This window comes from Pseudomonas zeae (assembly GCF_014268485.2).
GTDB classification, from domain to species: domain Bacteria; phylum Pseudomonadota; class Gammaproteobacteria; order Pseudomonadales; family Pseudomonadaceae; genus Aquipseudomonas; species Aquipseudomonas neuropathica.
On record NZ_CP077090.1, the window covers coordinates 1 to 20,948 of the forward strand.

General features: G+C 55.5%; 18 protein-coding genes. 10 read left to right on the top strand and 8 right to left on the bottom strand.

Annotated features, from left to right (window positions below):
• Positions 1–2,010 carry a DNA helicase Rep gene (gene rep, locus HU754_RS00005; protein ID WP_038359196.1) on the top strand — a complete coding sequence of 670 codons (2,010 nt, stop codon included), beginning with the start codon at positions 1–3 and terminating at the stop codon, positions 2,008–2,010.
• A gap of 58 nt (positions 2,011–2,068) precedes the next feature.
• Positions 2,069–2,641 (top strand): xanthine phosphoribosyltransferase, encoded by a 573-nt coding sequence (locus HU754_RS00010; RefSeq protein WP_007920398.1) that lies wholly within the window; start codon positions 2,069–2,071, stop codon positions 2,639–2,641.
• 127 nt (positions 2,642–2,768) lie between these two features.
• On the opposite strand, the gene HU754_RS00015 is transcribed toward HU754_RS00010, so the two are convergent.
• Positions 2,769–4,691 carry an acetyl-CoA hydrolase/transferase C-terminal domain-containing protein gene (locus HU754_RS00015; protein ID WP_186620143.1) on the bottom strand — a complete coding sequence of 641 codons (1,923 nt, stop codon included), beginning with the start codon at positions 4,689–4,691 and terminating at the stop codon, positions 2,769–2,771.
• 584 nt (positions 4,692–5,275) lie between these two features.
• Between HU754_RS00015 and lanM the strand changes: the two genes are divergently transcribed.
• From lanM to HU754_RS00035, 4 genes are read left to right on the top strand one after another with little or no spacing between them, the layout of a single operon-like run.
• Complete coding sequence (gene lanM / locus HU754_RS00020; protein WP_186620145.1) at positions 5,276–8,209, top strand: type 2 lanthipeptide synthetase LanM; 2,934 nt, start codon at positions 5,276–5,278, stop codon at positions 8,207–8,209.
• Positions 8,206–9,084 carry a 6TM ABC transporter family protein gene (locus HU754_RS00025; protein WP_186620147.1) on the top strand — a complete coding sequence of 293 codons (879 nt, stop codon included), beginning with the start codon at positions 8,206–8,208 and terminating at the stop codon, positions 9,082–9,084. The genes lanM and HU754_RS00025 overlap by 4 nt, the downstream gene beginning before the upstream one ends.
• 3 nt (positions 9,085–9,087) lie before the next feature.
• Entirely contained in the window at positions 9,088–9,969 is an 882-nt protein-coding gene (locus tag HU754_RS00030; RefSeq protein WP_186620149.1) for a 6TM ABC transporter family protein, read from the top strand.
• Complete coding sequence (locus tag HU754_RS00035) at positions 9,966–10,685, top strand: AAA family ATPase (protein WP_186620151.1); 720 nt, start codon at positions 9,966–9,968, stop codon at positions 10,683–10,685. The genes HU754_RS00030 and HU754_RS00035 overlap by 4 nt, the downstream gene beginning before the upstream one ends.
• A gap of 55 nt (positions 10,686–10,740) precedes the next feature.
• Here the strand turns inward: HU754_RS00035 and HU754_RS00040 are convergent, their stop codons facing one another.
• From HU754_RS00040 to dadA, 5 genes are all read right to left on the bottom strand, one after another.
• On the bottom strand, positions 10,741–11,157 hold the full coding sequence (locus tag HU754_RS00040) for a c-type cytochrome (RefSeq protein ID WP_093429677.1): 417 nt from the start codon (positions 11,155–11,157) through the stop codon (positions 10,741–10,743).
• Positions 11,158–11,338: 181 nt separating this feature from the next.
• The gene (locus tag HU754_RS00045; protein WP_007920393.1) at positions 11,339–11,887 is read right to left on the bottom strand and encodes a cupin domain-containing protein; all 549 of its coding nucleotides are present in this window, start codon (positions 11,885–11,887) and stop codon (positions 11,339–11,341) included.
• An 88-nt stretch (positions 11,888–11,975) separates the two neighbouring features.
• Positions 11,976–13,049: an alanine racemase gene (gene alr / locus HU754_RS00050; protein ID WP_186620152.1), complete on the bottom strand. Its 1,074-nt coding sequence runs from the start codon at positions 13,047–13,049 to the stop codon at positions 11,976–11,978.
• Positions 13,050–13,143: 94 nt separating this feature from the next.
• Entirely contained in the window at positions 13,144–13,497 is a 354-nt protein-coding gene (locus tag HU754_RS00055) for a RidA family protein (RefSeq protein ID WP_093429675.1), read from the bottom strand.
• Positions 13,469–14,773, bottom strand: a complete 1,305-nt coding sequence (dadA, locus tag HU754_RS00060; protein WP_093429674.1) for a D-amino acid dehydrogenase — start codon at positions 14,771–14,773, stop codon at positions 13,469–13,471. The genes HU754_RS00055 and dadA overlap by 29 nt, the downstream gene beginning before the upstream one ends.
• 156 nt (positions 14,774–14,929) lie before the next feature.
• Here dadA and HU754_RS00065 point away from each other — a divergent pair, with 156 nt between their 5' ends.
• Positions 14,930–15,418 carry an Lrp/AsnC ligand binding domain-containing protein gene (locus HU754_RS00065; RefSeq protein ID WP_003177284.1) on the top strand — a complete coding sequence of 163 codons (489 nt, stop codon included), beginning with the start codon at positions 14,930–14,932 and terminating at the stop codon, positions 15,416–15,418.
• Positions 15,419–15,528: 110 nt separating this feature from the next.
• Here HU754_RS00065 and HU754_RS00070 read toward each other — a convergent pair whose 3' ends face one another.
• Positions 15,529–15,882, bottom strand: a complete 354-nt coding sequence (locus HU754_RS00070) for a YkgJ family cysteine cluster protein (protein ID WP_064389779.1) — start codon at positions 15,880–15,882, stop codon at positions 15,529–15,531.
• Positions 15,883–16,029: 147 nt separating this feature from the next.
• Here HU754_RS00070 and HU754_RS00075 point away from each other — a divergent pair, with 147 nt between their 5' ends.
• On the top strand, positions 16,030–17,340 hold the full coding sequence (locus HU754_RS00075; RefSeq protein ID WP_186620153.1) for an NAD(P)/FAD-dependent oxidoreductase: 1,311 nt from the start codon (positions 16,030–16,032) through the stop codon (positions 17,338–17,340).
• A 117-nt stretch (positions 17,341–17,457) separates the two neighbouring features.
• Here HU754_RS00075 and HU754_RS00080 read toward each other — a convergent pair whose 3' ends face one another.
• A complete protein-coding gene (locus HU754_RS00080; RefSeq protein ID WP_186620154.1) occupies positions 17,458–17,703 on the bottom strand; it encodes a DUF1127 domain-containing protein in 246 nt (81 codons plus the stop codon).
• Between the two features lie 178 nt (positions 17,704–17,881).
• Here HU754_RS00080 and HU754_RS00085 point away from each other — a divergent pair, with 178 nt between their 5' ends.
• Both HU754_RS00085 and HU754_RS00090 read left to right on the top strand, forming a co-directional pair.
• Entirely contained in the window at positions 17,882–19,303 is a 1,422-nt protein-coding gene (locus HU754_RS00085) for an aminotransferase-like domain-containing protein (RefSeq protein WP_186620155.1), read from the top strand.
• Positions 19,304–19,363: 60 nt separating this feature from the next.
• Positions 19,364–20,932: a phospholipase D family protein gene (locus HU754_RS00090; RefSeq protein ID WP_186620156.1), complete on the top strand. Its 1,569-nt coding sequence runs from the start codon at positions 19,364–19,366 to the stop codon at positions 20,930–20,932.
• Positions 20,933–20,948 lie beyond the last annotated feature (16 nt).

Consider the following 20,948-nt stretch of genomic DNA (forward strand, 5'->3'; position numbering starts at 1 on the left):
ATGTCCCGACTCAATCCCCGGCAGCAAGAAGCCGTGAACTACGTCGGCGGCCCTCTATTGGTGCTCGCCGGTGCTGGCTCCGGCAAGACCAGCGTGATCACGCGCAAAATCGCGCACCTGATCCAGAACTGCGGCATCCGCGCCCAGTACATCGTCGCCATGACCTTTACCAACAAGGCCGCGCGCGAGATGAAAGAGCGGGTCGGCACCCTGCTGCGCGCCGGCGAAGGTCGCGGCCTGACCGTCTGCACGTTCCACAACCTCGGTCTGAACATCATCCGCAAGGAACACGTGCGGCTGGGCTACAAACCCGGTTTCTCGATCTTTGACGAGACCGACGTCAAAGCCCTGATGACCGACATCATGCAGAAGGAATACGCGGGGGACGACGGCGTCGACGAGATCAAGAACATGATCGGCGCCTGGAAAAACGACCTGATCCTGCCGCCTCAGGCGCTGGAGAACGCGCGCAATCCCAAGGAACAGACCGCCGCCATCGTCTACACCCACTACCAGCGCACGCTGAAAGCGTTCAACGCGGTGGACTTCGACGACCTGATCCTGCTGCCGGTAAAACTCTTCGAAGAACATGCCGACATCCTCGAAAAGTGGCAGAACAAGGTGCGTTACCTGCTGGTCGACGAATACCAGGACACCAACGCCAGCCAATACCTGCTGGTAAAAATGCTCATCGGCAAGCGCAACCAGTTCACCGTGGTCGGCGACGACGACCAGTCGATCTACGCCTGGCGCGGTGCGCGGCCGGAAAACCTGATGCTGCTCAAGGACGACTATCCGTCCCTGAAAGTGGTGATGCTCGAGCAGAACTACCGCTCCACCAGCCGCATCCTGCGCTGCGCCAACGTGCTGATCTCGAACAACCCGCACGAATTCGAAAAGCAGCTGTGGAGCGAGATGGGCCACGGCGACGAGATCCGCGTGATCCGCTGCCGCAACGAGGACGCCGAAGCCGAGCGCGTGGCCATGGAAATCCTCAGCCTGCACTTGCGCACCGACCGTCCGTACAGCGATTTCGCCATCCTTTATCGCGGCAACTACCAGGCCAAGCTGATCGAACTGAAGCTGCAGCACCACCAGGTGCCGTACCGCCTGAGCGGCGGCAACAGCTTCTTCGGCCGCCAGGAAGTGAAGGACCTGATGGCCTACTTCCGCCTGATCGTCAACCCGGATGACGACAACGCCTTCCTGCGCGTGATCAACGTACCGCGCCGGGAAATCGGCTCGACCACCCTGGAAAAACTCGGCAACTACGCCACCGAACGCAAAATCTCGATGTACGCCGCCACCGACGAAATTGGTCTGGGCGAGCATCTGGACAGCCGCTTCACCGATCGCCTGTCGCGCTTCAAACGCTTCATGGACAAGGTCCGTGAGCAATGCGCCGGCGAGGATCCGATCTCGGCGCTGCGCAGCATGGTCATGGACATCGACTATGAGAACTGGCTGCGCACCAACAGCTCCAGCGACAAGGCGGCCGATTACCGGATGAGCAACGTCTGGTTCTTGATCGAGGCGTTGAAAAACACCCTTGAAAAGGACGAAGAAGGCGAAATGACCGTCGAGGACGCCATCGGCAAACTGGTCCTGCGCGACATGCTCGAACGTCAGCAGGAAGAGGAAGACGGCGCCGAAGGCGTGCAGATGATGACTTTGCACGCGTCCAAGGGTCTGGAATTCCCTTACGTGTTCATCATGGGCATGGAAGAGGAAATCCTCCCGCACCGCTCCAGCATCGAAGCCGACACCATCGAAGAGGAACGCCGCCTGGCCTACGTGGGCATCACCCGCGCGCGCCAGACCCTGGCCTTCACCTTCGCCGCCAAGCGCAAGCAGTACGGCGAGATCATCGACTGCGCGCCCAGCCGCTTCCTCGATGAGCTGCCGCCGGACGATCTGGCGTGGGAAGGCAACGACGACACACCGACCGAAGTCAAAGCCGTGCGCGGCAACAACGCATTGGCCGATATACGCGCGATGTTAAAGCGCTAGAATTGACCACTTTTTTACTAGACCTTCGGCGCACAAAGCGCCAAAAGAGGACAGCTTCATGGAAGCATTGCACCAGAAAATCCGCGAACAAGGCATTGTGCTTTCCGACCAGGTCCTGAAGGTCGACGCCTTCCTGAACCACCAGATCGACCCGGCCCTGATGAAGCTGATCGGCGACGAATTCGCCTCGCTGTTCAAGGACTCGGGCATCACCAAGATCGTCACCATCGAAGCCTCAGGGATAGCCCCTGCGATCATGACCGGTCTGAACCTCGGCGTGCCGGTGATCTTCGCCCGCAAGCAACAGTCCCTGACCCTGACGGAAAACCTGCTGTCGGCGACCGTTTACTCGTTCACCAAGAAGACCGAAAGCACCGTGGCCATCTCCCCGCGCCACCTGACCAGCAGCGACCGCGTGCTGATCATCGACGACTTCCTGGCCAACGGTAAGGCGTCGCAAGCGCTGATCTCGATCATCAAGCAAGCCGGCGCGACCGTTGCCGGTCTGGGCATCGTCATCGAGAAGTCGTTCCAGGGCGGGCGTGCCGAACTGGATTCGCAGGGCTATCGCGTTGAATCGCTGGCCCGCGTGAAATCGCTGAAGGATGGCGTCGTCACTTTCATCGAATAAAGCCACACCGCAGCCCCCTGTAGGAGTGAGCCTGCTCGCGATAGCGTAGTGTCAGTCGATATATTCGTCGGCTGAAACACCGCCATCGCGAGCAGGCTCACTCCTACAGTTGTTTTGGGTCCGGCAGTTATTGTGCGGTGGCTTTCAGGCCGGTGAGGAGCAGGCGTTGGAAGAGGTCTTCTTTCAGGCCTTCCGGGTTTGTGAGTTGCATGCGTTCCAGGTGTTCGGGATATAGCGATGCCTCAGGGGCATCGAGAGCTGCCTTGCCCAGTTCCAGAATCTCGGTGAGTTTGAATTTGCTCTTCAGCCAGTTCAGCGCCCGCAATAAATCCCGTTCGATCGCAGTGAAATCACAACCCAGCGGATACTCCGGAAACAGGTTCGGATGCCGGGCGGCGATCGCTTGCAGACGCTGCGGTGTGTTGTCGGCAAAGCGCGGATCAAGGCGAAAATCCTTTGGCAATTTGCCGACTTTTTGCGCTTGCTCAATCAGGCCCTGCTGGAAGCGGGAATCGCTGATATTCAGCAATGACTCGATCACCACCGCATCGGACTTGCCGCGCAGATCAGCGATGCCGTACTCGGTCACGACGATGTCGCGCAGATGCCGTGGGATCGTGCAATGGCCGTATTCCCAGACGATGTTGGAACTGACGTCACCACCGGATTCGCGCCAGCTACGCAGGATCAAAATCGAGCGCGCATCGTGCAGCGCATGCCCTTGCGCGACGAAGTTGTACTGCCCGCCGACGCCACTGAGCACGCGCCCGTCTTCCAGTTGATCCGCGACGCCCGCGCCCAACAACGTCATGGTGAACACGGTGTTGATGAAGCGCGCATCAAGTCGCTGCAGGCGCTTGAGTTCTTCCTGCCCGTACAGCTCGTTGATGTAGCTGATGCGGGTCATGTTGAATTCGAGGCGTTTGCTCTGCGGTAACTCGCGCAGACGTTCATAGAAACTGCGCGGGCCAAGGAAGAAGCCGCCGTGCACCGAAATCCCGTCAGTCTGCGCGGCCTCGTCGAGGGTGCCGGCGTTGGCCTGTTCCTGCGTTTGCACATCCGGGTAGACCTTGCGCCGGATGATCCCGGCATCCGCCAGCACTAGCAGACCGTTGACGAACATTTCACTGCAGCCGTAAAGGCCCTTGGCGAACGGGCCGGTGCCGCCTTCGCGGTCGATCAATTGCGCCCACTGGCTGAGGTTGATGTCATTGAGTAACGCTGTGTATCCGGCGTTATCTGCCTGACGGGCGAGCAGAGCGGCGGTCAAGGCATCGCCCATCGAGCCGATGCCGATCTGCAATGTACCGCCGTCGCGCACCAGCGTGCTGGCGTGCAAGCCAATGAAATGATCCTGAAAGCCCACCGGCATGTTCGGCGTGGAAAACAGCGTGCTGCTGTCTTTCGCGTCGATCAGCAGGTCGAAGGTGTCGATATCGACTTCGGCATCACCGGGCATGTACGGCAGATCGGTGTGCACCTGACCGACCAGCAAAATGGTCTCCCCGGCGTGGCGGCGCTTGGCGATCATCGGCAACAGGTCGAGGGTGATGTCCGGGTTGCAGCTCAGGCTCAGACGATCCGGGTGTTCGCTGCTACTGGCGAGCAATTGCGCTACCAGATTCAGCCCGGCGGCGTTGATGTCGCGCGCGGCGTGGCTGTAGTTGCTGCTGACGTAATTCTGCTGGGCCGGCGCGCTGTTGAGCAGGCTGCCGGGCTGCATGAAAAACTGCTCGATGCGGATGTTGGCGGGCAGGCTGTCGCGGTGCAGGTCGCCAAGGAAATCGAACTCCGGGTAGTCACCGAAGACGCGTTCGACGAAGGGTTCGATAAAGCGTTTTTGCAAACCGTCGCCCAGGTTCGGCCGGCCAAGGCACAGCGCGGTGTAGATCGTCAGTTGCCGCTCGGGCAGGCCTTTGATCCGCCGGTACAGCGCGTTGACGAAGTGATTGGGCTTGCCCAACCCCAGCGGCATGCCCATGTGGATATGCGCCGGCAACCGCGCCAGCACGTCGTCCACCGCCTGTTCGATCGAACACAACTGCACCATCTGAAGCCTCCTGCCCGTTCCGTGAATAGGGGTAGACCGAGCTTGCCGGGGATTTACTTCCGAGGGAAGGCAATTAATGCGAAAAAAACGTGAAGTAGGCGAGTGCAGTGCTTGGCGCAACCACACCCAGAGAACTTTCAACAATAACAATGAATTAACAACACCAAAAGAATCATCGCACAAGCCCGTGACTTCTTTCCTACATTGGCTCGAATTTAATCACGCAGAACTTCAGGACACTTCTGAATTGAAGTTATCTGAGTCACAGCTAGCATTAAAAACGTAACACTTCATTAGCAATCAATACTTTTAGGCCAAAAATAAACTTATAAGGAAAAATTATGGAAATCGACTTCTTAGCAATCCGTAGTGCGAGGGCACACATTCTAAATTCAAGCGCACCTATTTCAACGCTGGCAATTCAAGCATTCAGCAACTTAAGCGCAGCCAGCAGCGGTTCGCGACCATGCACTAGTTGTTGCTCACAATGTTGGCAAGGGTGCTGCTACGCGACTTACATGTAGTTATGAGCCAGGGGCGGTCAATACGTGCCGCCCCTTTCAATTACTTTAGGATTTTTTACATTGAAAACGCCGATTGAGTTTTTAACTGAACCCTTGAACTCGCACCGAAGCCTGACCACAGACTGCCCGCTATGGCCATACCTGTCTTACTATATTTACCACATCGAAAATAAACTTCCAAAAACATCCGGAAGCGCCTTGGAAACTCAGTCAGTTATTATCAGCGGTTTCGCAACAAACCTGGCAGCGAGAATTACCAACGCAGCTAATAACGTTTTAATCACCGAAAAACAAATATTTGAAAAATCCATCATCGGCAGAGAGATGGAAACCTCCTCTTACTACAAGTTAGTTAGCGAAAATAAAAGCTATCTCACCGACATCATTAAAGCTTATCCAGAGCTAGATCGAGTCCTCACCAAAATATCACAAAATTTTGTCGAATTTACATTACAGTTTTTTACTCATTTAAAAGAAGACAGACAGGAGATTAACGAAGTATTCAATATTGGGTCTGACGTCAACCTCTCCGCTATTGATGTCGCGACTAGCGAAACGCATTACGGATCGAGGACCGTTTGCACGCTTTCCTTTAACTCCATAAAAATAATTTACAAACCAAGAAATCTTAAACTTGAAGCGGAAGCTTCCGGTTTTCTACTGTCTTTGAGCAGTGCCGCAGGCACTGACTTTTGCGAATGGAAAATACCAATTTATTTGGTGAAAAAAGAACATGGATGGTCAGAGCATACACCTCAAAAGCAGGCAGAAACTGAAGAAGAGGTACATCAATACTTTAAAAGAGCAGGATTTTTATTAGGTTATTGCACGGCCTTTATGGCTGCGGACATTACCTCTGACAATCTGATTGCGCATGGATCAAGCCCTATACCCATTGATCTGGAGACAATTTTTTACAGTACCTTAAACATTGAGACAATCCCGAAAGAAGTTCGGTGGAACGTTACCCAAACAAGTATTCTTCCGAATTGGACTTGGAAAGGCACCGATGGTATCGGTGTAGACTTGAGTGCGCTGGGTGGATTATCAGAGCAATATGTCAGCCTAAACCTGTATCAACACTTAGAAGACGAAACTGGTCACAGTCAATTTGGCATGGACGGAGTTAAAATATTCCCAAATCAGAATGTTTTATATCTTAACGGGAAACCGGCGCAGCCGTGGGACTACGAAAATCAAATCATTGATGGCCTAACCACTCTATTTTCTATATTGAACAATGCGCAACCGTCAATTATCGAAACAATTAAATCTTTTAGAGGCCGACAAAACAGGTATATCCCCAGACCGACCGCGACATATCACTACGCCATTCAATGTTCCCTGCATGCAACCTTAATGCGTTGCACTGACAAACGAACGGCCTTCCTGGAAAATATCCTTAATAACGACACAGCTCCCGCGATAGGCTTTCTCAACGCGGAGGTCTCAGCTTGCTTGGATCTGGACATACCTTTTGCTCGAGGACAAGCCGGTGTTCTTGAGTTCTACGAACCCGGTTACAGCGGTTCAGGGCACCTCGATAGTAAAGATTATATAAACGGAATAGACAACAGCATCCAATACATCAAAACCTTGGAAAAAAACAGAATTGCATTTGAAGAGAAACTAACTTCAAACACCCTTTTAGCAATGAAAAACATGTATGAACACGGAAATAAACTCACGGACCACTCCTTCAAACAACACGACGATGTGAGAGACCCCCGTTATTCAAATACAGACGAGATCATTAACAAAATCAGGACATCATCGGAAATCAACGCATGCTTGATCAATGAACTGTTACGCACCGAAATTTCAAGTAATGGGCTCTGGCTAGGATTTCACTCATCACCAGGTGGCTATATGGAGTTCTCGGAGTTAGGAGATGACTTCTACTACGGATTGTCTGGTATTCTTTATGGCTGCGTAGTGGCGGCCAGTCATAGCAGCGCCATAGATAAAGCTCTGGTAACTGAACTACTAAATCATTGCCACAGTAGAATAGTTAAAAAACTGACAAATAAGGGTACGCACTTAGGGGGCTTTCACTTCGGTCTATCGTCCGCAATCGTTCCGCTCCTGATAGGCTTAAATTATTTCGACGATGAAAGGCAGAGCCAACTACTACAGCTGTATAAAAAATATGTTGAAGACGTACTGGGAGAACCATGGTGGCAAAAATATTTTTGGGGCTCTGACTTTCTTTCTGGAATGTTCGGCACTCTAAATGTACTCACGCTATTATTCGATCTTACTAAAGATTTATCGTTTTCCGATTTAGCCAACTCCTTATACAAAAAAATAGAGACCGAACTCACCTTTATATCTGGAAGCAAACTACCCACATTCGACAATGCAATCACAACGAGAAGCGACGCTTTATTGAGTGGCCTGTCTCACGGAATAATGGGGTGCGCATACTCATTATTTTACTTTAATAAACTTATCGCAAAAAAAGATTCAATCCACGAATTATTCCTAGGCTTTTTGTCTTGGGAGCTTAACGAATATGATGAGTCAATTGAAAATTGGCGCGACTACAGAAAACGCTCGGAATCAAGCGCCGGTGAGTTTGCGTGGAGCCACGGTTTACCTGGTAATTATTTGGCGATCAGTTATTTCGCAAACAATGGAGTACAGCCTGCGCTAGATTTCTTGGAAAAACACCCACCAAAAGCCGCATTCTCATATTCGAATCTCGAAAAACGAAAGAGACCCGTCAATGACTCTTTATGTCATGGCGCTTATGGGATTCTGAATATCATGAAAAAGATCTCACCGGAATCGTTGCTCGACCCACAAGTTTTTCTATGGTCGAACATCGTTAACTTAAGTGAACAAAATTCGAGAATCTTGAGGACAAAAACTGCCGATCCATTAGGATTATGGATCGGACGCGTGGGTTCACTACTTGGCTCTATTGGCTTGACTGACCGTAACTACGAGTTTCCATTTCTTCCGCACCAAATGGAATTTATCAAACCATGAAAAGCAACCTAATACTTTGCTGCTTTGGCCTAGGCATCTCAGTTCTAACAAGCGTATCGCCCTACCTAATCGGCAGTTCAATTAATTTTTACCTATCCCAAGACCGCTCATATTTATATGCACTCGCAGGCGCTTCGCTTCTTATCATCGCGACGCCCCCCTTGAAACTAGCAGCCAACATTTATCTACAAAGGACTGCTGCCAAGACAAGATATATCCTGAAAAGGACAATTCTAACGCACCTGCGAAGCAAGGCAACCACATATAGGGGAAACCCAGGTGAGCAGATCGAACTTATCGACGGTGATGTTGACGGCTCGATATATCTATACCATTCGGTATTCTTTGACACCTCACTCAACTTCAGCATAATAATCTTCGCGCTGATTATAACGGCTCAGTATCATCCTCTTCTGGTGCTCGCCCCCCTTAGCGGCCTGCTATATGCCTCAGCTGCATATTTTATAACCCGGAGAAAGAGCGACACCCTTTTTGAAGAATACGTCCAAGAAAACACCGTTATAATCGGGACAATCTGTGCGCATGTATGCGGTGCCAAACCGTACAACGACAGAGTCAAGCTGGACATCAAAAAAATTGAGCGCCTCGCTTTTCGTTCAAACCTGAAGGCATCTTTTTTCGAATCAATTTCAGGCACATGTTACTTGGTAGCGATAGTTGTTTTATTCTTGATATCCGCTCATTTAATAAGTGAAAGCGCTTTGACAACAGGCGCTATCTTTGCCTCAGCCATCTACCTTGAGCGTGTGCTCAGCCCAACAATGTCACTTATATCCATTTACTACTCAAGCAGAGAGGCCTCTTATCGCCGTAATCGAATTCTGAGCTATAAACTACAGCTCGGGAGGCGCTGAATTATGCTTATGTGCTTACGAAAAAACGGGGCATTATTTTTGTTTTCAACAGTATGCCTGAGTTTAGCAGCTGCATGTCAGTTGCTAATACCTTCGATCGTGGCAGAGGGACTTACAGCTCTCAGTAGTGGTGCTGTCAGCACTAATCTGTATTTCCTTCTCACCGCTATTTTTTTATCCAAACTCGCGACTCAAACTCTGGGCAGCTCCATGGCGGCGCTCATGGAAGCGAAATCTCGCTTTTCACTCATCAATTTCATTGTGCATGATGAAAGACCTCGCCCGTTAAGCTCTCGCGTGACGATGATCAAAGAAGATGCCGAGAAAATTGCTTCAGTCCTTCATGACTTAATTCATCTGGCAGGATCTTGTATTTTGACCTTTGCCACAGCCTATATCTTACTTCGTGAAAACGCTTATTTTCTCATCCCCTTGATATTTATTACGACATTGACTTGTGTGCAGTTGAAATTTGCAAAACCACAAATCCAGAGTCTGTATAAAGACGAAATGAGCAATGAAGACCTGTACAAGGAATCGTTAATCAGCACTTTCAGCACACCCACAATTGATGAGCAAAGTTTTCAATCACTTATCAGCAATAGTAATGGATGTTTGAGCAACACAATACAAGCACGTTACAGATATCAAAAAGCCAACGCAATTCAGTGCTTCTGGCCGGAGATGGCTATCTCGGCCGGGACAGTATCAGTCATCATTTTTAGCGCCACTGCGACGCCGGAGTTATTCGGCGAGCGTCTTATTGCTTATCTTGGTTACGTCGGAATTTTTACCATGGCCAGCACGAGTTCGATAAGACTTGGTATAACAATGATTGGAGTAAAGGTATCCGTCGGTAGAGTATTCAGGGGGGCACCAATATGAATGATTTATTCATTCAGCAGATACGCCTTAAGTCAGACAGAGTTGCGGCTCATTTTCTACGCGGCCTTTTTCCGCTTCAATTCAATAACAGAATTACCGTATTTATCGGAGAAAACGGTTCTGGAAAATCCACCCTGCTTGAAGCACTTGCCATCAAATTGGGATGCAATCCAGAAGGCGGTGGGAAAAACTTCAATTTCTCGACTGAGAACACCCATTCGAAACTGCACGAAACCCTGACGCTTTCAAAAGGCTACCGAAGGGAGAAGGACGTTTTTTTCTACAGAGCAGAAACCTTCTATAACTTGAACACTGCGATCCGCAAGCTTGATGCAGAGGGGAGCTTTGATCCCGAAATAAAGACCTATTACGGCGGCGTGGATATGCATTGCATGTCGCACGGTGAAGCAATGGAGGCGCTGTTTCAAAACCGATTCAAAGCCCAGGGACTGTACGTTCTCGATGAACCGGAAGCGTCGTTATCCCCATTGAGGCAATTAGTGTTTATCAACCGAATGATGGAGCTGGCACGCAAGGGCGCACAGTTCATCATCGCCACTCACTCACCTCTCATTATGTCGATCCCGGGATGTGATCTGAGACAGATATCGGAAGGGCGCTCCGAACCAATAACTCCGGCAGATACTGATGCTTATGCTGTGTACAAAGCCGTACTTAATTCTTCCGGTGCCTTTATCGCGAAAAGCATGCAGTGATGCTGCAGACACAAAAAAACCGTCCGAAGACGGTTTTTTTCATCAGAAGCGCGGCTTATTTCAGGCCGGACATCTTCTGGATTGCGCCCTTCAACTCGTCATCCGAGCAATCGGCGCAAGTGCCTTTCGGCGGCATCGAATTGATACCGGTGATGGCTTTGGCGAGGATGCCATCAAGACCACCCTGATGATCAGCACGCTCTTTCCACGCTGCGGTGTCACCGATCTTCGGCGCGCCCAACAACCCGGTACCGTGGCAAGCATTGCAATGCTTGGCAATCACCTCATCCGGGGTTTTCGCCCCGCCACCGCCGCCTGCCGAAGCGGCAACTTCCATCCCCTTGCACTCCTTGCCTTGAACACACACCTGACCGACCGGATCGAGGCGTTTGGCAATGTCGTCATTCGTCGCAGCTTGAGCGCTGACAGCCCAGAGGGCCAGTACGGTTGCTGGTGCAGCCAGCATTTTCATAATTAGGTTCACGCGTTCACCCTCAATGGTGGCTATTCACGCCTGCGGCCACGGTTCGCAGGCGGGCGGAAGTATAGCGGGTAGCCCGCCACACTGAAACAACCCCATAGTCGAAGGGGTTATACCGCACGGTAGAAAAACTCTCCGGATGCCTTTGCCATCATGGCTTGGCACCTCTTTGTTAAAAATTCGCCGGCGTGGCTGCGCTGATTAGTCGCGCAGGCGCGTCGAACGGATTACGAAAACGGTGCGGCTTGGTACTTTCAAAGTAGTAGCTGTCGCCGGCTTCGAGAATAAAAGTTTCCAGACCCACCACCAGTTCCAGACGACCTTCCACCAGAATCCCGGTTTCTTCGCCTTCATGGGTGAGCATTTCTTCGCCGGTATCGGCGCCCGGCGGGTAGATTTCATTGAGGAAGGCGATGGCGCGGCTGGGGTGCGCGCGGCCGACCAGTTTCATGGTCACGGCGCCGTCGGAAATGTCGATCAGCTCGTTGGCCTTGTAGACGATCTGGGTCGGGACTTCCTGCAGGATTTCTTCGGAAAAGAACTCGACCATCGACATGGGAATCCCGCCCAGTACCTTCCTCAGCGAACTGATCGAAGGGCTGACGCTGTTCTTTTCGATCATCGAAATGGTGCTGTTGGTGACGCCCGCGCGTTTGGCGAGTTCACGCTGGGAAAGCCCTTTGAGCTTGCGGATCGATTGCAGTCGTTCACCGACGTCCAAGGCGGGAGCCTCCTGATGTTGTAAGAATATTGAGCGTTATCATGGCGACAGCGTTCAGTATTTACAACACTTGGCCCCCGCAGCGGCGTCAACCCTCGGAATAGAGCCTTGGCACCCGACGCAGGTTGCAGAAGATCTGGTACGGAATGGTGTCCGCCCACTGCGCCACTTCGCTGGCGAGGATGTTTTTACCCCACAGCTCAACGCTCGAACCGAGGCCAGCTTCAGGCACATCGGTGAGGTCGATGCAGAGCATGTCCATCGACACGCGACCGAGAATCCGGCTGCGTTTACCCGCCACCAGTACCGGCGTACCGGTCGGCGCCTGACGCGGGTAGCCATCGGCATAACCCATCGCCACCACGCCGACGCGCATCGGCTTGTCGGTGATGAATTTGGCACCGTAGCCGATCGGCTCACCGGCGGGCAGTTCACGGACGCAGATGACTTTCGACTCCAGGGTCATCACCGGTTGCAGGCGATCAGCCACGGCGTTGGCCTCCTCGAACGGGGTCGCGCCGTAGAGCATGATGCCCGGACGTACCCAGTCGCTGTGAATCTGCGGCCAACCGAGCACGGCCGGCGAGTTGCGCAGGCTGACTTCCGCCGCCAGACCCTGACGCGCCGCTTCAAACACCGCGACTTGCTCGGTGCTGCTCTGCGCGTGCAGCTCATCGGCGCGGGCGAAGTGGCTCATCAAGACGATTTTCGCCACTTTGCCGCTGGCCAGCAGACGCTGATAGGCCGCCGGATAATCCTTCGGATGCAGACCAACGCGGTGCATGCCCGAATCAAGCTTCAGCCACACGGTGATCGGCTTGCTCAGTGTCGCCTGCTCGATCGCTTCGAGCTGCCACAGCGAATGCACCACGGTCCAGAAATCATGCTCGACAATCAGCGCCAGCTCATCGGCTTCGAAGATGCCTTCGAGCAACAACACCGGGGCCTTGATGCCGGCCGCGCGCAACTCCAGCGCTTCTTCGATGCAGGCGACGGCAAAACCGTCGGCCTCGGTTTCCAGTACCTGGGCGCAACGCACCGCGCCATGGCCGTAGGCGTCCGCCTTGATCACCGCAAGCGCCTTGGCGCCAGTGACTTCGCGGGCAATTCGGTAGTTGTGGCGCAGGGCTTCTAGGTCGATCAGGGCACGGGCAGGACGCATGGCGGCAGACTTCTAGGCGGTCATGGGAAGAAAAACCGGCGCCGACTGACGACGTGAACCGCCAACAGCGCCGGGAGAGGGATCTTTACAACGGTTACGGCAGCGCGGCGACGATGGAAATTTCCACCAGAATGCTCGGCTTGGCCATTTTCGCTTCGACGGTGGCGCGGGCCGGGGCGGCGCCTTTGGGCAGCCACTGGTCCCACACCGAGTTCATCCCGGCAAAGTGGGCTTCGATGTCGTTCAGGTAGATCGTCGCCGACAGCAGATGCTGTTTGTCGGTGCCGGCCAGATCGAGCAAGCGCTCGATATTGGCCAGTACCTCGCGAGTCTGCTGTTCAATCCCGGCGTCGAAGTCGTCGCCGACCTGCCCGGCCAGATACACGGTGCCGTTGTGGCTGACGATCTGACTCATGCGCTCATTGGTGAGCTGGCGCTGGATTGACATGTTTTGCGGACTCCTGAATTTTGTTACCGTAACGGGAAATATCGAGGCCTTCGGCGCTGATCTGTGGCTTTTTCTTCGCCATCAGGTCGGCCAGCAAACGACCGGAACCGCACGCCATGGTCCAACCGAGCGTGCCGTGACCGGTGTTGAGGAACAGGTTCTTGAACGGCGTGGCGCCAACGATCGGGGTGCCGTCCGGGGTGGTCGGACGCAGACCGGTCCAGAAACTCGCCTCGGCCAGATTACCGCCCTGAGGATAAAGGTCGTTGACGATCATCTCCAGGGTTTCGCGGCGGCGCGGGTTCAGCGACAGGTCAAAACCGGCGATCTCGGCCATGCCGCCAACACGGATACGGTTATCGAAACGGGTGATCGCGACCTTGTAGGTCTCGTCGAGAATAGTCGACGTCGGGGCCATCGCCGGGTTGGTGATCGGCACGGTCAGCGAGTAACCCTTGAGCGGATACACCGGCGCCTTGATGCCCAGCGGTTTGAGCAGTTGCGGCGAGTAGCTGCCGAGCGCCAGTACGTAGCGGTCAGCGGTTTCCAGCTTGCCGTCGATCCACACACCGTTGATGCGATCACCGGCGTAGTCGAGTTTCTGGATGTCCTGACCGAAACGGAATTCGACACCCAGCTTCACCGCCATTTCGGCGAGACGTGTGGTGAACATCTGGCAGTCGCCGGTCTGGTCATTCGGCAGGCGCAGGGCGCCGGCGAGGATGTCAGTGACACCCGCCAGGGCCGGCTCTACGCGGGCAATGCCGGCGCGGTCGAGGACTTCAAACGGCACGCCGGATTCTTTCAGCACAGCGATGTCTTTGGCGGCGCCATCAAGCTGTGCCTGAGTGCGGAACAATTGAGTCGTGCCGAGGCTGCGGCCTTCGTAGGCGATGCCGGTTTCCGCACGCAGTTCATCGAGGCAGTCGCGGCTGTACTCGGACAGACGCACCATGCGCTCCTTGTTCACCGCGTAACGGCTGGCGGTGCAGTTGCGCAGCATCTGCGCCATCCACAGGTACTGGTCGATGTCGGCGGTGGCTTTTATCGCGAGAGGGGCGTGGCGCTGCAACAGCCACTTGATCGCCTTCAGCGGCACGCCCGGCGCGGCCCACGGCGAGGCGTAGCCCGGCGATACCTGGCCGGCGTTGGCGAAACTGGTCTCCATGGCTGCGGCTGGCTGCCGGTCGACCACCACCACTTCAAACCCGGCACGGGCCAGATAGTAAGCACTGGCGGTACCGATGACGCCGCTACCCAAGACCATTACGCGCATTTTTGTATCCCTCATCGCGGCAGGGCCGCGTACGTCTGTTGTTAGAGCAATGATGGGCGCAGTGTAAAAAAGAAATGCCAGTGCTTTTCACTATATAAGCGCCTATATTTGGCGACAATTCTCGGCAAAAACCCTTTTCACGGAGGCGCATCCCCTATGCGTACCAACACTCAGACCAAACGTGAGCTGGACAAGATCGACCGCAACATCTTGCGGATCCTGCAAGCGGACGGGCGGATTTCCTTTACCGAACTTGGGGAAAAGGTCGGCCTCTCTACCACGCCCTGCACCGAACGAGTACGGCGTCTGGAGCGCGAAGGAATCATCATGGGCTACAACGCCCGGCTGAATCCGCAGCATTTGAAGGGTAGCTTGCTGGTGTTCGTCGAGATCAGCCTCGACTACAAATCCGGCGACACTTTCGAGGAGTTCCGACGCGCGGTGCTGAAGTTGCCGCACGTGCTGGAGTGTCATCTGGTGTCGGGGGATTTCGACTATCTGGTGAAGGCGCGGATTTCCGAGATGGCGTCTTACCGCAAGCTGCTCGGCGACATTCTGCTGAAGCTGCCGCATGTGCGCGAGTCGAAGAGTTATATCGTGATGGAAGAGGTGAAGGAGAGCTTGAGCTTACCTATTCCGGATTGAAGATCGCTGGCGCTCCATTCGCGAGCAGGCTCGCTCCCACAGGGAAATGCATTCCAAATGTGCGAGCGAGCCTGTTCGCGATGGCGTCGAATCGGTTCCGAGTGAACGCGTTAAACCAACACCTGCCGATTCGCCGCCATGTACTCGAATATCTGCTTCTCCACCCGCGGATGAATCAACTCCACCGGGCGCCGCTCATTCGGACAAGGCAAGGTCTTGGTCGTGCCGAACAAACGGCAAATCAACGGCCGCTCTTCATACACCGTGCAGCCGTTCGGCCCCAGGTGCACACAGTTCAGCTCTTCCATCGCCGCATCTTGCTCGGCGCGGGTCTTGCGTGGCAGGCGGGCCATTTCTTCCGGCGAAGTGGTCACCGGGCCGCAGCAATCGTGACAGCCGGGCACGCACTCGAACGAGGGAATCTGCTGGCGCAAGGTGCGGATTTTCTGGCTGTTGCAGCTCATTGCAGCGATGACCGAGGAGGAATAGGCGGCAATTGTGCCGCAAAAGCCGAGATCCAGACACCGCAGGCCGACCAATGTTGCCCACGTTCGGGCGTGCGGCTTATGCTCCGTCAAATTTTCTCGACACTTAGCCGTTGGATGACGCCTATGACTGCCCGCGCTTTCACCTCCGCGAGCCAACCCCACGTTGCCTCTTACTACGCCGCCAGCAGCCTGCCGCAGCCCGATCACCCGGTGTTGCAAGGTGACGTGCTGGCCGACGTCTGTGTGGTCGGCGGCGGCTTTTCCGGATTGAACACGGCGCTGGAACTGGCCGAACGCGGCCTCAGCGTGGTGTTGCTGGAAGCGCACAAGATCGGTTGGGGCGCCAGCGGTCGCAACGGCGGGCAGCTGATTCGCGGGGTCGGTCATGGTCTCGATCAGTTCACCAACGTCATCGGTGCCGACGGCGTGCGCGAGATGAAACTGATGGGCCTGGAAGCAGTGGAAATCGTTCGCCAGCGCGTCGAGCGTTTTCAGATTGCCTGCGACCTGACCTGGGGCTATTGCGACCTCGCCAACAAACCGTCCGACCTCGAAGGCTTTGCCGAAGACGCCGAAGAACTGCGTGGCCTTGGCTATCGCTACGAAACCCGCTTGCTGCAAGCCCACGACATGCACACGGTGGTCGGTTCCAAACGCTATGTCGGCGGCTTGATCGACATGGGCTCCGGGCATCTGCATCCGCTGAACCTGGCCTTGGGCGAAGCAGCAGCAGCGCAGCAACTGGGCGTGAAGCTGTTCGAACATTCGGCAGTAACCCGTATCGACTACGGCCCTGAAGTGAAGGTGCATACAGCGCAAGGCTCAGTGCGCGCGAAGACGTTGGTGCTGGGCTGCAATGCCTATCTCAACGATCTGAACCCGCAACTCAGCGGCAAAGTCCTGCCCGCCGGCAGCTACATCATCGCCACCGAGCCGTTAAGCGAAGCGCAGGCCCACGACCTGCTGCCGCAAAACATGGCGGTCTGCGATCAGCGTGTGGCGCTGGATTACTACCGGCTCTCGGCGGATCGCCGCCTGCTGTTCGGCGGTGCCTGCCATTACTCGGGACGCGACCCGAAAGACATCGCGGCGTATATGCAGCCGAAGATGCTTGAGGTATTCCCGCAACTGGCGGGTGTGAAGATCGATTATCAGTGGGGCGGCATGATCGGCATCGGCGCCAATCGCTTGCCGCAGATCGGCCGCCTCGCGGATCAGCCGAATGTGTATTACGCCCAGGCGTACTCAGGGCACGGCGTGAATGCCACGCACCTGGCGGGCAAATTGCTCGCCGAAGCAATCAGCGGGCAGCACAGCGGTGGCTTTGACCTGTTTGCCAAGGTGCCGCACATCACCTTCCGGGGCGGCAAGCATTTGCGTTCGCCGTTGTTGGCGTTGGGGATGTTGTGGCATCGGATGAAAGAGTTGGTCTGATGGTTTTGCAGTGAATTTGAAGGTCCAATCGCGAGCAGGCTCACTCCTACAGTTGAAATGCGTTCCCCTGTAGGAGTGAGCCTGCTCGCGATGAGGCCCAAAACGACCATACAGATCTCAGATCCGCCAGAACGGCTTCAACCCCTCCTCCTGCGCTTGCTCACGCGTCAGCCCGATGTCCTTGAGCTGATCCGCCGTCAGTGCCAGCAACGCCTTGCGCGTGTGCAGACGATGCCACAACAGACGCCAGCGACTCAGGCCGGACGGCGCATTGCGCATGATCTCATTGCGCGCACTGTCCTTCTGCCCTGCCGCCAGTTCCTGACCGTGTAACGTCAACCGCACATCGCTCAAGCCGTTCATTTTCAATGCTCCTGTTTACTTGGGTAGCCAGAGATTCCATGATGCGCGGGCGAGCAAAACCATTACAGATTCAAAGACACTGTATTAACTCCATACAGATTTGCCGCTTTGTCGACTGAATTGTCGATTTTTGCGAGATCTGTACTGGTTTATCGAATCACCGCACCGAGGCTGCGCCATGACCCTTTATGTAAACCTCGCCGAATTGCTCGGCACGCGCATCGAAAACGGCTTCTATCGCCCAGGGGACCGGCTGCCATCGGTGCGCGCCTTGAGCGTCGAACACGGGGTCAGTCTGAGCACGGTGCAACAGGCCTATCGCGTGCTCGAAGACAGCGGCCTGGCCACGCCGAAACCCAAGTCCGGCTACTTTGTGCCGGTCGGCCGCGAACTGCCGGAACTGCCTGCCGTCGGCCGGCCGGCGCAGCGCCCGGTGGAGATTTCGCAGTGGGATCAAGTGCTAGAGTTGATTCGCGCGGTGCCGCGCAAGGATGTCGTGCAACTGGGTCGTGGCATGCCGGACATCAGCTCGCCGACGATGAAGCCTTTGCTGCGTGGGCTGGCGCGGATCAGCCGCCGTCAGGACATGCCCGGTCTGTATTACGACAACATCCACGGCACTCTCGAACTGCGCGAACAGATCGCTCGACTGATGCTCGACTCCGGCTGCCAGTTGAGCGCCAGCGATCTGGTGATCACCACCGGTTGCCACGAAGCGCTGTCTACCAGCATCCACGCGATCTGCGAACCGGGCGATATTGTCGCGGTGGACTCGCCAAGCTTTCATGGCGCCATGCAGACCCTCAAAGGCCTGGGCATGAAAGCCCTGGAAATTCCCACCGACCCGCTCACCGGGATCAGCCTCGAAGCGCTGGAACTGGCACTGGAACAATGGCCAATCAAGGTCATCCAGCTCACGCCCAACTGCAATAACCCGCTCGGCTACATCATGCCGGAGTCGCGCAAACGCGCCCTGCTCAACCTCGCGCAGCGCTTCGACGTAGCGATCATCGAGGACGACGTGTATGGCGAACTGTCCTACACCTACCCGCGCCCTCGCACGATCAAATCCTTCGACGAAGACGGCCGTGTGCTGTTGTGCAGTTCGTTTTCCAAGACCCTGGCGCCGGGGCTGCGCATTGGCTGGGTCGCGCCGGGTCGATACCTTGAACGGGTGTTGCACATGAAATACATCAGCACCGGCTCGACCGCGCCGCAGCCGCAGATCGCTATTGCCGAATTTCTCAAGGCTGGCCATTTCGAACCGCATTTGCGGCGCATGCGCACGCAATACCAACGCAGCCGCGACCTGATGATCGATTGGGTGACCCGCTATTTCCCGGCAGGTACCCGCGCCAGCCGGCCGCAAGGCAGCTTCATGTTGTGGGTCGAGTTGCCGGAAGGTTTCGACACCTTGAAACTGAATCGTGAGTTGCACGACCAAGGTGTACAGATTGCCGTCGGCAGTATCTTTTCCGCCTCAGGCAAGTACCGCAATTGCCTGCGGATGAACTACGCTGCCAAACCGACAGCGCAGATCGAAGAGGCGGTGCGCAAGGTCGGCGAGACCGCTGTCAGATTGCTGGCGGAAGCCGACTGACCTTTTTCCAGAGAACCGCGTCCATATGCCGACCCTTGCCGCCAACCGGAATGATCCTACGTGAGCTTCAGACAGCCCCTACTCGCTTCGCTGTTACTCGCCTCGTTCCTGAGCGGCTGTGCCAGTCTCGATGTCCCGCGCGAGCCAAGTCAGGCGTTACCGGCCGCTGATTCCAGCTTCGGTCGTTCGATTCAGGCGCAAGCGGCGCCCTATCAGGGCCGCTCGGGTTTTCGCCTGCTCTCCAACAGCAGCGAGGCGTTCACCGCCCGCGCCGAGCTGATTCGCAACGCCCAGACCAGTCTCGATCTGCAGTACTACATCGTCCATGACGGCATCAGCACGCGAATGCTGGTGGAGGAACTGCTCAAGGCTGCCGATCGCGGCGTGCGCGTGCGCATTCTGCTCGACGACACCACCAGCGACGGTCTGGACCAGATCATCGCCACGCTGGCGGCGCATCCGCAGATCCAGATCCGCCTGTTCAACCCGCTGCATCTGGGCCGCAGCACCGGCGTCACCCGCGCGGCAGGCCGCCTGTTCAACCTGTCGCTGCAACACCGGCGCATGCACAACAAGCTGTGGCTGGCGGACAACAGTGTGGCCATCGTCGGCGGGCGCAATCTCGGTGACGAATATTTCGACGCCGAGCCAAACCTGAATTTCACCGACATCGACATGCTCAGTGTCGGGCCGGTGGCCGAGCAGCTCGGGCACAGTTTCGACCAGTACTGGAACAGCGCCCTGAGCAAACCGATCGACGAATTTCTCTCCAGCCGACCGACCGCCAAGGACCTGCAGAACACCCGCACACGTCTGGAAGAATCGCTGGAGGAAACCCGCAAACAGAATCACGCGCTGTACCAGCAGTTGATGACATTCAAGACTGCGCCGCGCATGGATATCTGGCGCAAAGAGCTGATCTGGGCATGGAATCAGGCGCTGTGGGACGCGCCGAGCAAGGTGCTGGCCAAGGCTGAACCGGATCCGCAATTGCTGCTGACCACGCAGTTGGGCCCGGAGTTGAAAAACGTCAGCAAAGAACTGGTGATGATCTCGGCCTATTTCGTTCCGGGCCAGCCGGGACTGGTCTACCTGACCGGTCGTGCCGATGCCGGCGTCTCGGTAAGCCTTCTGACCAACTCGCTGGAAGCCACCGATGTGCCAGCGGTGCACGGCGGCTATGCGCCGTATCGCAAAGCGTTGCTGGAGCATGGTGTGAAACTGTATGAACTGCGCCGTCAGCCTGGGGATAACTACGGCAGCGGCCCGCATGTGTTTTACAGCAAGTCGTTTCGCGGTTCCGATTCGAGCCTGCACAGCAAAGCGATGATTTTTGATCGGCAGAAGTCGTTTATCGGCTCGTTCAACTTCGACCCGCGCTCGGTGTTGTGGAACACCGAGGTCGGGGTCTTGGTCGACAGTCCGGAGTTGGCCGAGCATGTGCGTGAGCTGGCCTTGCAGGGGATGGCGCCGGCGCTGAGTTACCAAGCGAAATTGCAGGATGGCCAGATCGTTTGGATCACCGAAGACAACGGTCAGCTGCACACGCTGACCAAGGAACCGGGGAGCTGGTGGCGGCGCTTCAACGCATGGTTCAGCACCACTGTCGGCCTTGAGCGGATGCTTTAAAAAGCAAAGATCGCAG

Excerpts from the sequence above, each read along its gene's own strand:
- rep (WP_038359196.1), top strand. The coding sequence starts at position 1 with ATGTCCCGACTCAATCCCCGGCAGCAAGAAGCCGTGAACTACGTCGGC.
- HU754_RS00010 (WP_007920398.1), top strand. The coding sequence starts at position 2,069 with ATGGAAGCATTGCACCAGAAAATCCGCGAACAAGGCATTGTGCTTTCC.
- HU754_RS00015 (WP_186620143.1), bottom strand. The coding sequence starts at position 4,691 with ATGGTGCAGTTGTGTTCGATCGAACAGGCGGTGGACGACGTGCTGGCG.
- HU754_RS00025 (WP_186620147.1), top strand. The coding sequence starts at position 8,206 with ATGAAAAGCAACCTAATACTTTGCTGCTTTGGCCTAGGCATCTCAGTT.
- HU754_RS00030 (WP_186620149.1), top strand. The coding sequence starts at position 9,088 with ATGCTTATGTGCTTACGAAAAAACGGGGCATTATTTTTGTTTTCAACA.
- HU754_RS00035 (WP_186620151.1), top strand. The coding sequence starts at position 9,966 with ATGAATGATTTATTCATTCAGCAGATACGCCTTAAGTCAGACAGAGTT.
- HU754_RS00040 (WP_093429677.1), bottom strand. The coding sequence starts at position 11,157 with ATGAAAATGCTGGCTGCACCAGCAACCGTACTGGCCCTCTGGGCTGTC.
- alr (WP_186620152.1), bottom strand. The coding sequence starts at position 13,049 with ATGCGTCCTGCCCGTGCCCTGATCGACCTAGAAGCCCTGCGCCACAAC.
- HU754_RS00055 (WP_093429675.1), bottom strand. The coding sequence starts at position 13,497 with ATGTCAATCCAGCGCCAGCTCACCAATGAGCGCATGAGTCAGATCGTC.
- dadA (WP_093429674.1), bottom strand. The coding sequence starts at position 14,773 with ATGCGCGTAATGGTCTTGGGTAGCGGCGTCATCGGTACCGCCAGTGCT.
- HU754_RS00065 (WP_003177284.1), top strand. The coding sequence starts at position 14,930 with ATGCGTACCAACACTCAGACCAAACGTGAGCTGGACAAGATCGACCGC.
- HU754_RS00070 (WP_064389779.1), bottom strand. The coding sequence starts at position 15,882 with ATGAGCTGCAACAGCCAGAAAATCCGCACCTTGCGCCAGCAGATTCCC.
- HU754_RS00075 (WP_186620153.1), top strand. The coding sequence starts at position 16,030 with ATGACTGCCCGCGCTTTCACCTCCGCGAGCCAACCCCACGTTGCCTCT.
- HU754_RS00080 (WP_186620154.1), bottom strand. The coding sequence starts at position 17,703 with ATGAACGGCTTGAGCGATGTGCGGTTGACGTTACACGGTCAGGAACTG.
- HU754_RS00085 (WP_186620155.1), top strand. The coding sequence starts at position 17,882 with ATGACCCTTTATGTAAACCTCGCCGAATTGCTCGGCACGCGCATCGAA.